This is a genomic window from Microcystis sp. LE19-84.1B (assembly GCF_027531875.1).
GTDB lineage: Bacteria > Cyanobacteriota > Cyanobacteriia > Cyanobacteriales > Microcystaceae > Microcystis > Microcystis panniformis.
Genome location: NZ_JAPZSR010000420.1, coordinates 1 through 14,805 on the forward strand (window position 1 = coordinate 1; position 14,805 = coordinate 14,805).

Sequence of the window (14,805 nt, forward strand, 5' to 3'; positions counted from 1 at the left end):
TGATAACTGATAACTGATAACTGATAACTGATAACTGATAACTGATAACTGATAACTGATAACTGATAACTGATAACTGGTATAGGAGTTTTATCAAATGAAAGCACTGGAAAAACTTGTGACGGAACGATTATATTTAGTCCCCTTAAAGCTTGAACTTCTGAAAGCGGCAATCATAAGTATCGATGAATTAGTAACAATTTTGGGGGTAAAAGTTGCTGCTGACTGGGCCGAACAAGAGTTGATTCAAGCTTTCCCTGATATTGCGAATATTTTGCTGCAATTCCCCTTACAAAATGAGTGGGGGTGGGGGAGTTTAATTATTCATCAAGCAGACAATACTCTTATTGGTCATGTGATGGTCAAAATTATTCCTGATGTCACAGGTTTACCCACAGATGCTGTAGAAATTGGCTATCAAGTAGCGCCGTTATATCGACGACAAGGCTACGCATCTGAGGCGACAAAAGCAATGATGGACTGGACACTTTCTCAACCGGGTATGCAAACAGTGACCGCTGGCTGCGCTCCCGATAATATAGCTTCAAAGCGAGTTTTAGAAAAAATCGGCATGAATCTGATAGAAGCACGAGAGAAAGTCTTGGTCTGGAAATTAAGTAGGGTTTGCTGAAAAAGTTTGTTGGTGGGGTTAGGAGCCGGTCGTCAGTAGTCAGTAGTCAGGAGATAGGAGACAGGAGACAGGAGACAGGAGACGGGAGATTATTTTTATTTATTCTCCCCACACCCTACACCCCACACCCTACACCCTCTTTCAAGTCAGGAGTCGGGGGGAATCGGGAGTCAGAGCCTCGTCGATGCGATCAAATACTCTGGCTCTGTATTTGTTGGTTTATGAGTTGACGAGGACTTCAGCGATCGCCTGGGAGATGGGAAAATAAGGAGGATAAAGTTCTAGCCAGAAAAACTCGCCAACGGGATTAATTTCTAAAAAGATATAACGTTCATCTGGTGTGACAATCATATCAATTGCACCATAATTAAGACCGAAATATTTCATTAATTCAAGTAGTTGTTTTTCAATAGTTTTCGGTAAATCGTAGGGTTGCCATTGTTGATGGAGCGCTCTTCCCTCTTTTCGCCAATCGTAGATAGCGCCGTCTAATTGTTGGGAATTAATCGCCGCCGTAAATATTTGTTCACCGACGATAGTGATGCGTAATTCCAAAGCTTTAGGAATGTTTTCCTGAAAAGTCATGGGACAAAATTGCAAACCTTCCAAATTATCTAGGTCTTCCTTAGTAACAGGACTGGTAAAAACAACCATTTCCTCTTGGTTGTCTCCATAAATAGCAAATTGAGAAAGCATTTTAGTCACAATTCCCGTCGCTTCAAACTCCTGAGCAAATTGCTTGACAGCTTCAGGATTATTAGAAGTTAAAGTCCCCGGAATTAATAAACCTAATTGTCGCGCCACTTGTAACTGCAATTGTTTATGATTAGCATGATCTACCTTAGCAATTGGATCAAGATGAAACCCAGATAAACTAGCAATCATTCCTCGAATACTTAACCGACATTCCTTAAGAGAAGCTTCGCGAAATTGACGATCCATCCCATCGGGTAATTTTTGTCCGTATCTCATGCGTCGATACCAGACAGCAGAAACTTCTTTTAGCTCTAATTTTTGGTCTCCATCGGTAATAACTCCGCCTTTTTTATACCCTGAGTAAAGATCAACTTTTACCTCTGTCGGGAAGAGATCGGTATCAAAACGGAAGGCTTTTTTACCCATAGCTTCTATGGCTTTGACTACCAGAGGAATACTTTCATTATCGTTGCTAAAAGTAATAAGTAAAACGGTCATAAATCTCCTTGATGATTTGGGATTGAGAATCCTGATTAGATTTGGGATTGAGAATCTTGATAATCCTAAAATCCTCAAAATCCTGATTAGGTTTTGGTTTGATTTTTAGCATACTAAAAAATCAGCGATCGCATTGGAAATAGGTAAATCTAAATCCCGTTCTAACATTCCCCACTCACCACCCGGATTAACTTCTAAAAAGACGTATTCACCCCCAGGAGTTAAGATAAAATCAAAGGCCCCAAAATTTAACCCTAAATTAGCCATAAAAATCTGAAGTTGCTGCAATAGTGAATCGGGTAAAGTATGATGTTGCCAAGCGCCTGGATCAATACCCGGTCTTCGCCAATCTACGGCTGAATGATTATACTGAGAAGATTCTAAAGCACCCACAAATGTTTGTCCATTAACCACGACAACTCTCAACTCTAATTGTTTGGGAATTTCCGCTTGAAAAACCATAGGACAATAACGTAAAGATTCCGCTTCCTCAAGGTCTTCTGCTTTCACCCTACTGGTATAAAGAAAAAATTCCGGCGACTCCATACTGCGTGCGATCGCAGTTAACAATTTACTCACCATTCGTCCCTGAACCTGGGAAAAGAATTCCCGGACAGCATCGGGATTATTGGTCACTAAAGTGGGGGGAATAATCAAGCCAACTTCTGAGGCCAAACGAAGTTGTAATAACTTATTTTTAGCCTTCTCAATTTGCACTAAATTATCTAACCAACGCGCTGACCTTAAACTATCCCAAAAACCAGCCAAAGTCGTCTGGGATTCTCGCACACAAGCCTCCCGAAACTGAGGGTCTAAATCCCCTGTTAGTTCAGGTTGCCAAATACGTCTTGTCCAAACAGATTGCACCTGTTCACTATCAATAGATTGATGGTTATAGGTTAATTGATAAAAACTTTTTTTCCCATTAAATTGGGCCGTTAGTTGAACCTCTAAGGGAAATTTATCAGTATCTAAGCGAAAAGGTGTGGCTCCTTTTTTTTCTATCGCCTCAGCCACGCGGTCAATCGTGAAAAAATCGCCGCTATGGGTCAACAATAAAACAACTTTAGGCGATTCTTTCATATCAGTGGGAAATTCCTATATTTAAATTTCTTTTTGCCTGTCTTAAGTGGCGACTAATTCCGGTTTAGTGGTCAGAATCGAATATTCACAAGACTGGGGATTGTCCATCCGCTCCTGAGCATTGAGGATTTCTAACCCCACCACGTTCCCCGACTGGTCATAGTCGAGAATCACCCCCAGACTCTGCTCGTCGCTTTCTGCAATCGGCACATTACTTAAGGTGATTTTGAGAGCATCAACGACTGGATCATAGGTCACTTTCATGGCGTTCTCCTTAGTACAAACGCTTACGGGGGCGATAATTAGCCACGGATTCCACTAAACCCAAGGCAATAAAATTGGTTAATAAAGATGAACGTCCATAACTTAACCAGGGTAAAGGAATCCCTGTAATCGGGGCTAATCCCACGGTCATGCTAATATTAAGAATTGCCTGAAAAGCGATCATCGAGAGAACACCGATCGCTATTAAAGAACCGAAGTTTTCTTTAGCAGTATTAGCAATGACTAACAAACGCCAACAAACTAACCAGAAAGCTATTAAAACCAAAATACTGCCGACAAAACCGAGTTCTTCCCCGACTACGGAGAAGATAAAATCGGTGTGTTGTTCGGGAATAAAATTTAATTGGGTTTGGGTGCCTTGGTGTAATCCCCGTCCCAATAATTCTCCCGATCCGATGGCAATGCGGGATTGAATTAATTGATAACCTCCCCCCAAAGGATTCTTTTCTGGGTCAAGAAATAGGGTTAAACGATCTTTTTGATATTCTTTTAATAAACCCCAAAAAACCTCGCCTAATTTACCCACTGCCAGATTAGTTGCCACCACGATGAAAGTAGATAAAAAACGGTAGGGAAGGGTAAACCAAGCAAGCACAGCGATGATAATTGCTAAAACAATCCAAGCAGGAAAAAGTAAATTAAACAGAAAAACCGATGCGAGGGGAGATAACAGGATAATCATCCAAGGGAGTTTCGCATTAGCCCAGTAAATCATGCCTAGGGTAATTGCCCCAAAGACTAATCCCGTCCCCAGGTCCGGCTGCGCCATAATTAACACCCAGGGGATGGCAGTGACGGCAAAGACACGAGCGATCGCAAAAAGATTATCGGCGGGACGATGATGTAGGAGGGCTGCTAGGGTGATAATTAAACCTACCTTGGCAAATTCCGACGGTTGCACGTTAAAACTGCCGATATTAATCCAACTTTGCGCCCCATTCGCCGTCACCCCTAGGACAATTACCGCAATTAGGGAGAGATTGGTGAGAAGATAGGTTAACCAGTGCCATTTCAGCAGACTTTCGTAACGACAACGGGACAGAAATACAGCGATCGCCACTCCCCCGGCCCCAAATAACCAGTGTTGCCACCAATCGAGAGCAATGGTGTTCCTTTCGGCACTACGAATCATTAAACCACCGAAAACGGTTAAACCCGTCACCAAAACGAACAAAAGCCAATCAATTTGGGCTATATCCCGGAAAATAAAGCTAAACTGCTCACTAAAACCGCTTAGTTTCCTACTAACAAGGGACTGTCTTCTCACCATTTCTCTCCCCACATTTACTGACTAACTATAGGCTGCCACGGATACTTTCGCCGCCACCTGACGAGCGATCGCGATCAGTGCTTTAGCTGAGGCCGATTCTGGTTGCCCCAAAACCACTGGTACACCAGTATCACCGCCCTCCCGTAGGGCTATCTCCAGAGGCACACATCCCAGTAAAGGAATGCCCAATTCTTGCGAGGTTTTTTCCCCACCACCGGACCCAAATAGATCATAGGAGCGATCGGGCTGATCGGGAGGGATAAAATAACTCATATTTTCCACGATACCCAAAACCCGCGCCCCTAGCTGTTGGAACATTTTTAAACCCCGGCGCGCATCAATTAAAGAAACCGTCTGGGGAGTGGTGACAATCACCGCACCCGCTAGGGGGACCGATTGAATTAAAGTTAATTGTGCATCCCCGGTACCGGGAGGCATATCGACGATTAAATAGTCTAAATCGCCCCAATTGACTTGATAGAGAAACTGACGGATAATGCCGTTTAACATCGGACCGCGCCAGATTACCGGTTGATCGGGGTTGATCAAAAAGCCCATGGAAACCATTTTGATGCCATGGTTGAAAGCGGGTTCCAATATCTCGCCATTTGCGCCCTGTACCGTCACTTGTGCGTCATTTAAGCCCAACATTGTCGGGGCGTTGGGGCCGTAGATGTCCGCGTCTAATAGCCCCACTTTTGCCCCTAAATGAGCCAAGGCGACGGCGATATTGACAGCCACGGTACTTTTCCCCACACCGCCCTTACCACTGGAAACGGCGATAATATTTTTAACCCCCTCCACACCTTGGCGATCCGGTAAAGCTTTTTGTTGCGGGGTTTCGGCAGTTACTGCCACAGCGACACTTTCCACCCCGGGCAGCTGTTTAACGGCTTTTTGGCAGTCTTCAACGATAAATTCGCGCAAAGGACAGGCAGGAGTGGTCAAAACTAGGGTAAAGCTAACTTTTCCGCCATCGATCGCCACATTGCGGATCATGTTCAATTCCACTAGGCTTTTTTGCAGTTCTGGATCTTGAACGGGACGTAATACTTCTAAAATCGATGCGGTATCAAGGGGCATGGTTTCAGTGTCTCTAGTCAAGTATTGTTCTTATGGTTATTTATCTTAACCTTGTGGGGGTTGGGTGTTGGATGGTGTTGGGGTTTTAGGGTTTTAGGGTTTTAGGGTTTTAGTTGAAATTCCCCCATTCCCCCATTCCCCCACTTCCCTATTCCCCCATTTCCCCATTTCCCCATTCCCCCATTCCCCCATTCCCCCACTTCCCCATTCCCCCATTTCCCCATTCCCCCATTTCCCCATTCCCCCACTTCCCTATTCCCCCATTCCCCCTATCCCCCCATATCTCTATATCTCTAGATTACGGTAATAGGATCGCCGACTTTAATTGTACCTGTCTTTTCGGGGATGACATTTTCTCCGAACATGATGCCCCCGGGGAAACTGCGAAAAGTGCTTAAGGTTTTTAAAGGTTCTTGCTGGGGATTTCTCCTACCTGTTTCTTGATCGGTGGTGGTGATAATACAGCGACTACAGGGTTTAACTAGGGCATAATTTATCTCTCCAATTGTGATCTTTTGCCAACTACTTTCGCTAAAAGCTCGATCGCTACTAATAACAATATTAGGACGAAAACGATTCATCGGCACTGGTGCAACTAAACGCCGATTTAAGTCCTCTAAAGAAGCAGTATTAGTTAATAAAATTGGATAACCATCGGCAAAGCTGACGGGAGTATGATCATTCCCCGCATAGCGAGGATTCGCGGGACGTGGATAATCGGGAGATTGTCGCACTAAACGACAAGGAATGTCGAGAATTTTCTCGAACCATTCAGCGATTTCATCCCCTTGATCTATGGCTATGGTTTGAGATTCCCAGATTTGAACCGCTCTTTTTTCTCCTGTGAAATTAGGCTGGAAAGTTAGGGAATCTTGAGATGTTTGCAGAGAAAATTTATCTCCTGTAATCGTGACAGAAACGGTGGCTAATTGCGGATATTCCCTTTGAGTGATAAATTTACCCTTGCCATCCACTAACATCATTTCCCGATCCCAGAGTAACCCTTTAGGAGTCACTTCAGCTTGGGATAATTGAATACCTCGACAGGATTTAATCGGGTAGATATAGAGATCAGTAACCTGCATTTTCTTTCAGTAGTTCTACATATTTTTTGGCCACATCTTTCCAAGTCCAGAGATTAATTTTATTGGGGATATCTTCGGGTAACAAGCGAGGAATTGGATTGAGGATAAATTGTTCCAAACAGTTGGCTAAACTGTCCGCATCTCCCCTAGTATAAAATTGCACTCTTTCGGGACAATTATATAATTCTACCTGTTCTTGAAACACTTCTAAATCCGAGGCGATAACGGGAATACCTTGTAAAATGGCTTCCGCTATTGCTAATCCAAAACCTTCGTATTTTGAGGGAAATACCACACAGGAACAGGTTTGATAATAAAATTGTAAGGTTTCATAGTCTTGATAACCTAATCCCTTGATATGACTCTCGAAAATTTCTTGATTTTCCCGATAAAGTCGGGTACATTCGGCGAGATAATCTTGGTATTCTTGAGTTTTGGATTGTTGAGATAATTGCAGATTTCCACTAACTAGATTATCGGTTTCCTTCCCAATCAAAACAACCTTGAAGTTTAAGCCTTTTTTGGCTAGTTGTATAGTTGCTTTGAGCAAAGTCAGATGATCTTTGTAGATACCAAAGGAGGAGGGAAAATAAAAAGTAACTAGCTCACTTTTGACTAAATCACTCTTGGGATTAGACTGCTCGACAAATCCTGCTAAGGGTACAGCTTTTAATTTACTAGCATAGGTAGCATTGGGAAAAACTTTTAAAACATCGTCTTTAGTTTTTTGGGAAATTGTGAAGAGTAGATCGGCCCGATCTAACCATTCTTTTAACGCTTCATTGTAGGGTTCTTGATAGGATTCTGAGTAAGTTAAGGGAGCAAATTGCCAAAAGACATCATAAATAATGCCACTTAAAGTAACCTTGACATTGGGGGGAGAAATCCGATTAGTCATCCCATACAAACAGTGATCAGCTTGGTAACGCTTGATAATCTGATTAATTCTTGCTTCGATGCGTAAAAGTTCAATTCTACGAGAGAAAAGACGATGAATAGAATTCAGTCTTAGGGTTTTGTAAAAATTCGCTAGAAGACCATAAAAATAGATTAATTTTGTCTCAAAACTCTGGGGGTAAAAAGCAAAGTCCTCATAGATAAGTTTATCGGAATCAGGCATTAAAGACTTAAAATATTCAATGTCATTACGAGGAATAACGATAATAATTTTTTCGACGTATTCTAATAAGCTAGGTATTAAAGAGATAATGACTCTTTCTACTCCTCCTTTGCGATAAAACACGATCGGGATGACAATTTTCATAGATTTCCTTGTCGATAGCTGGCAATAAAAAGATTGATTTTTGACTTGAACCCATTATATGATAGGCTCGAATTGTTCTACTGAGTTGAGAAATCGAGTTAAATTCGAGAAACTAAGACTCTATCACCCATCGCCCCTATTTTTCCTCGATCTTGGAGAAAAAGAGTGTCACAAGCTACTCCATCCCTACAATCTAATCTCAAACAATGGCTACGGGCCAGCGCACCTTCCCTATTTCAAATTAAACAGCGTTTGAGCGCCCGTCGTTGGCCGAAAAAATCGATCGTTATTTACACAGAAAAATATCGTCCCATGCTTCCGGCGGAAATTTGGCAACGGGGGGCCAGTGGTACCCAGGCATCGGTGGCTTTTTTAGCGCAGGAATGGACGAAATGCGGCTATAAAGTGACAATTTTTGGCAATTGTGAGGGTATGGAAGGGGAACAGGACGGTATTCGCTATGTTAATTATTACCACATGAATTGGCAGGATCACTTTGAGACATTGGTGATCTCTCGTCATCCCACCTATTGCCGTCCGGGTACCAAGGCAGAACGAATTTTTTTTGATTGGCAAGATATTAAAGTGCCGGCAGACTCCTATACCCCGGAAATTTTGGCTAGATATGACAAAATTTTCTGTAAAAGCCAATATCAACGGGATTTACTGGATTTCTGTGCCGATAATCAATGTCCGATTGTTCCTAATGGTATCGATACTTCCCTTTTGGCCGTAAGTGAGACAGTGCCGGAAAGTGAGTATCTTCCCTATCGTCTAGTCTATGCCTCTCGTTATTATCGCGGCCTAGAGTCGATGTTAAAGCATGGCTGGCCGATTATCAAGGCGGCAATTCCCGCAGCCGAGTTACATCTCTACTATGGTTTTACTAAACGGGATAGCATTGGCGATCGCAAGGAATGGTGCGATAATTTAATCGCTTTGATTAAAGCTAGTGCGGGGGTAGTTGATCGGGGAATGATGGGTTATCGTCAACTAATCGAGGAAAAAGCTCGCTCTGCTATTCATTACTACGGTTGCACCTATCGTGAGATCGATTGTATTTCTGTGCGCGAGTCGGCAGTGGTGGGTTGTCTGCCGGTGGTGACGGATTTTGCTGTTTTTCGAGAAAAAGACTACTGTGTGAAAGTGCCGGGGGAAGTAACCGATCCGGCTACTCAGGAAGCTATAGCCTGGAAAATTGTCGAATTACTGAAAAATCCCCAGCTTTTAGCCCAAGAGCGCGAAAGATGTCGTCAAATTGCCCTAACTGACACTTGGGAGCGATCGGCTGCCGCTTGGTTAGATGTGATTGAAAAGGAGTCTCCCATTCAGTAGATTGTTTACTTAGGGTATGCTGAAAAAGTAGGGGCGAAGCATTCGGATAGAAAATCTACGGTTTCAGCGATAGGTTATTGCCCGAATGCTTCGCCCCTACAGATATTATTTGAAGACCTACCAGGACGCCAGCCGCTCAAGATGCAAGGTTTTTGAGCCACTAGCTTGAAAATCTTGCAGCTGCTTCGCCAAACATTCCCTCAAACCCCTTACCTCGTCTATATTTCACATTTATTCAGCCAACCCTACTCAGACTATAAAAGTAACCTTTTCGCTTAATAAGTGCCTAAATTAGGGATTTTAAGAGGAAGTAAGCCCTTGAAATCTCACTTGTGCGGGATATCTATGAGCATTTCTTCTAAAACCCTGGCTACCCTTAGGATTAACTCTTCGCGATCGGGTGCGGCGATGATTTGTAAACCTAACGGTAGCCGGGATGGGCGTTTAATCGGCAACGAAAGGGCAGGTAAACCGATAAAAGAAAAAGGTTGGGTGAATCTGCCTAAATTGGGTCTAATTAATAGCTCTTGCCCGTCAATAATCATTTTTTCTACTCCTAACGGCGGCGCAATACAGGGAATCGTCGGGGTGAGGATAATATCGACTTCGGTGAAAATCTCTCGCAGACGATCGCGATACCAACGGCGAAAACGTTGAGCCTGTAAATACCAGCTAGAGGGAATTAATGCCCCCGCCAAGAAGCGATCCCGGGTTGCGGGGTCAAAATCCTCTAATCTGGTCTGTAAACGCGGTAAATGCCAATTTGCGCCCTCGGAAGCGGTAATTATATAGGCGGCTGCCCTGGCGCGGGCGGTTTCGGGAATGGTGATTTTTTTGGTAACTCCTAAACGTTCGGCGATCGCTGTCACCGCCTCGATTACTTCTGGTTCGGCTCCCTGCTGAAAATAATCGTCGGCAAGGGCTATTTTTACGCCCTCTAAGCCATTTAAAGGGGTTTTAAGGTGATTTTTGGCAAAAAGACTCCAAATAGCCGCCATATCCGCCACATTGTCGCTAAAAAATCCCAGATGATCCAAACTACTAACGAACAAAAATAGCCCCTGACGGGATACGCGCCCAAAGGTGGGTTTTAGCCCCACCACGCCACAGCAAGCGGCGGGAACCCTCACGGAACCATTAGTATCGGAACCGAGGGCGAGAGGCACTAAATTAGCGGCAACGGCAGCGGCGGAACCGCCGGAGTATCCTTCCGAGACGCTACTAGGATCGAGGGGGTTGGGAGTGGCTCCATAATGGGCATTTTCGGTGACAAAACCGTAGGCGTACTCATCCATATTGGTCGCCCCCACCAAAACTGCCCCAGCCGCTTCTAGGATTTGAATAGCGATCGCATCTTGTCCGGCGGCAGGGTGATCTCGATTGATTTTGGAACCAGCAAGGGTGACAATACCCTCGATATCAAAGAGATTTTTGACGGCGAAGGGGACTCCTGCCAAGGGGCCGACGGATTCCCCATTGGCGATCGCTTGATCGATTTTTTGGGCTTGAGCGAGCGCCCTAGGCTGTAAAATGTCGGTAAAGCAATTTAAATGGGGATTTTTCACCTCTATCACTGCCAAAGTCTGGCTAATAACTTCTAAGGCGCTAGTTTGACGATTTTGGATCGATCGAGCTAAATTGCACACAGAAATAGTCATGGTTCAAAGCTGAGGGCGCTTTCCCCGTCATCCTCTAAGGGAAATTCTGTCACTAAACTGGCGATTTCTTGCAAGCGTTGCCAGTTTTCAACCACAGAATTTAAATAGCGATCGGGAATGGTTAAATCTAGGATTTTCGCCATGATTATAACGTATTCTTCTGGGTTATTCATAGATTTCGTTCCGGCTGGGGTGAAGGAGATAAAGAGTTGCCTGAAAGCAGCGCTCAGGAATAAAATCGATACCTAGTTAAGCTGTGAAAATTGCTAGGATATAAGAGAAAATCTCCTGTAAATACAATAGCTATCCCTAGGGAGGAAGTATAACTTGAATTTGTTCTTGACCACCGACTCCCTAGGATCATAACCTTAGATATGATCCTAGAACTGTATATTGAGATATTTTCCCCTCCTTCACCTCCAGATTAAATTAAACTTATAAGTAGGGAGGCACAATTATTTGTAGGATGGGTTAGCAGTAGCGTAACATAATCGGGCGTTGGGTTTCATTCTTCAACCCAACCTACGTTCATCTTATATTTAATTCCACCCACCTACTTATATGACCAAAAACAAGAGGTAACAAGTCTCCCCTAGCAAGAGAATGAAAATTAAAAGCTACTAAAGACTGCTGGTAGTCACTGATAACTGATAACTGATAACTGATAACTGAAATGACCATCTTACAAGACGAAAAACTCCTCTTTACTCCCGCAATACCCCACAGTGATGCCCTGAGAACTATTTTTGCTTTTCCTAATCAGTATTCCGTCGGTATAACCAGTTTAGGTTATCAAATTGTTTGGGCAACTTTAGCCCTGCGATCGGATATACAAGTTAGTCGTTTATTTACGGATTTTCAAGAATCTTTACCCCGTTATCCCGAATTAGTTGGCTTTTCCTTTTCCTGGGAATTGGACTATGTTAATATCCTCTCGCTGTTAGAATCTTTAGAAATTCCCTGTCACAGTCATCAACGGCAAGATCAGCAGGCGATAATTTTTGGGGGTGGACCAGTTTTAACTGCTAATCCCGAACCTTTTGCCGCTTTTTTTGATGTAATTTTATTGGGAGATGGTGAAAATTTAATTGCTGATTTTATTAATGCCTATCAAGAGGTGAGAAACGCTGATCGCCCGACAAAACTCCGTCATTTGGCCCAGGTTCCGGGGGTGTATGTTCCTAGTTTATATACCGTTAATTATGACAGTCCCGAAGGTGAAATTACGGCAATTCTACCCATAGATAATAATGTTCCTACTTTTGTTAGTAAACAAACCTATCGTAGTAATACCCTTTCAGCTTCTACGGTGGTAACAAAACAAGCGGCATGGGAGAATATTTATATGGTAGAAGTGGTGCGAAGTTGTCCAGAAATGTGCCGTTTTTGTTTAGCTAGTTATCTAACTTTACCCTTTCGTACCGCTAGTTTAGAATCCCTGATTCCTGCCATTGAAAAAGGTTTAAAAGTGACCGATCGCTTGGGTTTATTAGGTGCTTCTGTTAGTCAACATCCCGAATTTGAAACCTTACTTGATTATCTTTTTCAACCACAATTTGAAGGATTTAGACTCTCGATCGCTTCAGTTAGAACTAATACTGTCACGGAAAAATTAGCCAGAATTTTATCCCTAAGAGACAGCAAATCAATTACTATTGCCGTAGAAAGTGGTTCCGATCGCTTGCGGGAAATTATCAACAAAAAGTTAGCCAATGATGAAATTATCCAAGCTGCTATTAATGCTAAAGCGGGCGGTTTAAAAGGGATAAAACTCTATGGTATGGTGGGAATACCGGGAGAAGAAACCGAAGATATTGCGGCGACTGTGGAAATGTTAATAGCCTTAAAAAAAGCCGCCTCTGGACTGCGAATCTCTTTCGGTTGCAGCACCTTTGTGCCTAAATCCCATACTCCTTTTCAGTGGTTTGGCGTTAATAGAATGGCCGAAAAAAGATTAAAATATCTAGAGAAACAATTAGGTAAACAGGGCATAGAATTTCGACCAGAGAGTTATAATTGGTCGGTGATTCAAGCCCTATTATCTAGGGGCGATCGCCGCTTGACTTCCCTGTTAGAATTAACCCGTGGCTACGGTGATTCTTTAGGCAGTTATAAACGGGCTTTTAAGGAACTAAAAGGACAAATTCCCCCTCTAGATTATTATGTTCATCAACAATGGCGTTTAGAACAGGTTTTACCCTGGAGTCATTTACACGGTCCTTTATCCTCGAATGTTTTAATAAAACATTTAGAACAATCCCAAACAAAAAGGTAAAATATGGCTAATAAGCTAAGACACATTTAAACAATGTCTTGACTATCAGACCCCAAATGAGGTATTCTATCAAGGTAGATAGGATAGTGGTGCAATTCAGACTTGAATTGGTGTTTTTATTAACTATCAATCTCGATTAAACCATTAATTTAATCTTAGTTGATCAGCCCATGAGCCAGAAAAATGATACAGTTACCCTGCTTTTATCCCTGCTGATTACCCTACTATTTTTTGGGGTAGGTAGTTGGTGGTTATACAATCGTTTTCAAGGATCAAATAGCCCAACCAATCTTTCTGAAACCGAGAAAATATCACCGGAGCAAAAATCGGTATCGGCACAAGCAAAATTTAGTCAAGGGGAAAACTTATTAATAGTTGAAGGGGCTTCTTCTGACAAACAAGCTGCTATACAGGCACTCGGAAAAGGAGACTTTCAGCAAGCAGTTTACCTCTTGGAAAAATCCCTGCAAGCTAATCAAAATGATCCGGAAGCTCTCATCTACTTAAATAACGCCCGTATTGGTCAAGCTAAGTCCTATACTATCGCCGTTTCCGTGCCAATTGGGAGCGATGTCAACACCGCCCTAGAAGTTTTACGAGGAGTCGCCCAATCTCAAAATCAAATCAATCAAGCTGGGGGAATTAATGGCATTCCTTTAAAAGTTCTCATTGCTGATGATGCTGATAATCCCGAAATTGCCGCTCAAATTGCCCAAAAATTAGCGGCTGACAACAGCATTTTAGGAGTAGTAGGACACACTAGCAGTGACACCTCTTTAGCGGCGGCTGCTATCTATCAAAAAGCGGGATTAGTAATGATTTCCCCCATCAGTACCTCAGTTAAACTCTCCAATTTTGGTGACTATATCTTTCGTTCTGTTCCCAGTGATTTTGTGGCGGCACGAGCATTAGCTGAATCTAGCTTACAAAAAATTCCTAACGTCAAGGCAGTGGTATTTTTTAACTCCCAAAGTAATTATAGTCAATCCCTAAAATCTGAATTTACCACCGCTTTAGGATTAGGAGGAGGTCAAGTGGTGAGTGAATTTGATCTATCTTCCCTCACTTTTACCCCTTCTAAAAGCCTCCAACAAGCTCAACAGGAGGGAGCAAATCTAATCGCCCTTCTTGGGGATAGTGGAACCCTAGATAAGGCTTTGCAGGTGGTCCAAATCAATGGTCAAAAATTACCGATTGTGGCAGGTGATGACGTTTATAGCCCCAAAACTCTGGATGTAGGCGGAAAAAATGCCTTGGGCATGGTTGTCGCTATCGCTTGGCATTTGGGGGCTAATCCGAACAGTCCTTTTGTGAATAAATCCCGCCAATTGTGGCAAGGAGACGTAAATTGGCGCACGGCTACCGCCTATGACGCTGCCCAGGCTTTAATCGCTGGCATTCAGGCCGAATCTAGCCGAGAGGGCGTTCAACAGGCGTTAAGAAGCAGTAATTTTTCTGTGCCTGGGGCGACTAATCCAGTGCGATTTTTACCCTCTGGCGATCGCAATCAATCGGTGCAATTAGTGGTAGTTAAACCCGGTTCTCGTTCTAGTTTTGGGGTGGATTTTGTGCCAATTTCTCGATCAAATAACAACTAAATCAAGATGCATTATAAGTAAGTATTTATAATTAAATTGAAGAT

Annotated in this window: 14 protein-coding genes; 4 read left to right on the forward strand and 10 right to left on the reverse strand. The window is 43.0% G+C overall.

Going from position 1 to position 14,805, the window contains the following annotated elements; genetic code table 11:
• Window positions 1–97: 97 nt before the first annotated feature.
• Entirely contained in the window at window positions 98–631 is a 534-nt protein-coding gene (locus O9324_RS23465) for a GNAT family N-acetyltransferase (protein ID WP_288141458.1), read from the forward strand.
• A gap of 219 nt (window positions 632–850) precedes the next feature.
• Here O9324_RS23465 and O9324_RS23470 read toward each other — a convergent pair whose 3' ends face one another.
• The 8 genes from O9324_RS23470 to O9324_RS23505 form a co-directional block, all read right to left on the reverse strand.
• Window positions 851–1,825: an MvdD family ATP-grasp ribosomal peptide maturase gene (locus O9324_RS23470; protein ID WP_288141459.1), complete on the reverse strand. Its 975-nt coding sequence runs from the start codon at window positions 1,823–1,825 to the stop codon at window positions 851–853.
• A gap of 105 nt (window positions 1,826–1,930) precedes the next feature.
• Complete coding sequence (locus tag O9324_RS23475; protein WP_288141460.1) at window positions 1,931–2,908, reverse strand: MvdC family ATP-grasp ribosomal peptide maturase; 978 nt, start codon at window positions 2,906–2,908, stop codon at window positions 1,931–1,933.
• A 42-nt stretch (window positions 2,909–2,950) separates the two neighbouring features.
• On the reverse strand, window positions 2,951–3,172 hold the full coding sequence (locus O9324_RS23480; RefSeq protein ID WP_052277127.1) for a DUF2283 domain-containing protein: 222 nt from the start codon (window positions 3,170–3,172) through the stop codon (window positions 2,951–2,953).
• Window positions 3,173–3,182: 10 nt separating this feature from the next.
• Window positions 3,183–4,463 (reverse strand): rod shape-determining protein RodA, encoded by a 1,281-nt coding sequence (gene rodA / locus O9324_RS23485; RefSeq protein WP_288141461.1) that lies wholly within the window; start codon window positions 4,461–4,463, stop codon window positions 3,183–3,185.
• Window positions 4,464–4,484: 21 nt separating this feature from the next.
• Window positions 4,485–5,546: an Mrp/NBP35 family ATP-binding protein gene (locus O9324_RS23490; RefSeq protein WP_002758983.1), complete on the reverse strand. Its 1,062-nt coding sequence runs from the start codon at window positions 5,544–5,546 to the stop codon at window positions 4,485–4,487.
• 101 nt (window positions 5,547–5,647) lie between these two features.
• Window positions 5,648–5,794, reverse strand: a complete 147-nt coding sequence (locus O9324_RS23495) for a hypothetical protein (RefSeq protein WP_288141462.1) — start codon at window positions 5,792–5,794, stop codon at window positions 5,648–5,650.
• A gap of 45 nt (window positions 5,795–5,839) precedes the next feature.
• Entirely contained in the window at window positions 5,840–6,631 is a 792-nt protein-coding gene (locus O9324_RS23500; RefSeq protein ID WP_287732896.1) for an MOSC domain-containing protein, read from the reverse strand.
• Window positions 6,618–7,895, reverse strand: coding sequence for a glycosyltransferase (locus tag O9324_RS23505; RefSeq protein WP_288141463.1), 1,278 nt, complete (start codon window positions 7,893–7,895; stop codon window positions 6,618–6,620). Before O9324_RS23505 ends, O9324_RS23500 begins: the two co-directional genes overlap by 14 nt.
• Window positions 7,896–8,060: 165 nt before the next feature.
• On the opposite strand from O9324_RS23505, the gene O9324_RS23510 reads away from it, so the two are divergent.
• Window positions 8,061–9,230 (forward strand): glycosyltransferase family protein, encoded by a 1,170-nt coding sequence (locus O9324_RS23510; protein ID WP_288141464.1) that lies wholly within the window; start codon window positions 8,061–8,063, stop codon window positions 9,228–9,230.
• Window positions 9,231–9,556: 326 nt separating this feature from the next.
• Here the strand turns inward: O9324_RS23510 and O9324_RS23515 are convergent, their stop codons facing one another.
• Both O9324_RS23515 and O9324_RS23520 read right to left on the reverse strand, forming a co-directional pair.
• The gene (locus O9324_RS23515; protein WP_288141465.1) at window positions 9,557–10,888 is read right to left on the reverse strand and encodes an AtzE family amidohydrolase; all 1,332 of its coding nucleotides are present in this window, start codon (window positions 10,886–10,888) and stop codon (window positions 9,557–9,559) included.
• Window positions 10,885–11,061: a DUF4089 domain-containing protein gene (locus O9324_RS23520; protein WP_002740449.1), complete on the reverse strand. Its 177-nt coding sequence runs from the start codon at window positions 11,059–11,061 to the stop codon at window positions 10,885–10,887. Before O9324_RS23520 ends, O9324_RS23515 begins: the two co-directional genes overlap by 4 nt.
• 500 nt (window positions 11,062–11,561) lie before the next feature.
• Here O9324_RS23520 and O9324_RS23525 point away from each other — a divergent pair, with 500 nt between their 5' ends.
• Both O9324_RS23525 and O9324_RS23530 read left to right on the forward strand, forming a co-directional pair.
• Window positions 11,562–13,163 carry a B12-binding domain-containing radical SAM protein gene (locus O9324_RS23525; RefSeq protein ID WP_288141466.1) on the forward strand — a complete coding sequence of 534 codons (1,602 nt, stop codon included), beginning with the start codon at window positions 11,562–11,564 and terminating at the stop codon, window positions 13,161–13,163.
• Window positions 13,164–13,333: 170 nt separating this feature from the next.
• Window positions 13,334–14,761, forward strand: a complete 1,428-nt coding sequence (locus O9324_RS23530; RefSeq protein WP_288141467.1) for an ABC transporter substrate-binding protein — start codon at window positions 13,334–13,336, stop codon at window positions 14,759–14,761.
• Window positions 14,762–14,805 lie beyond the last annotated feature (44 nt).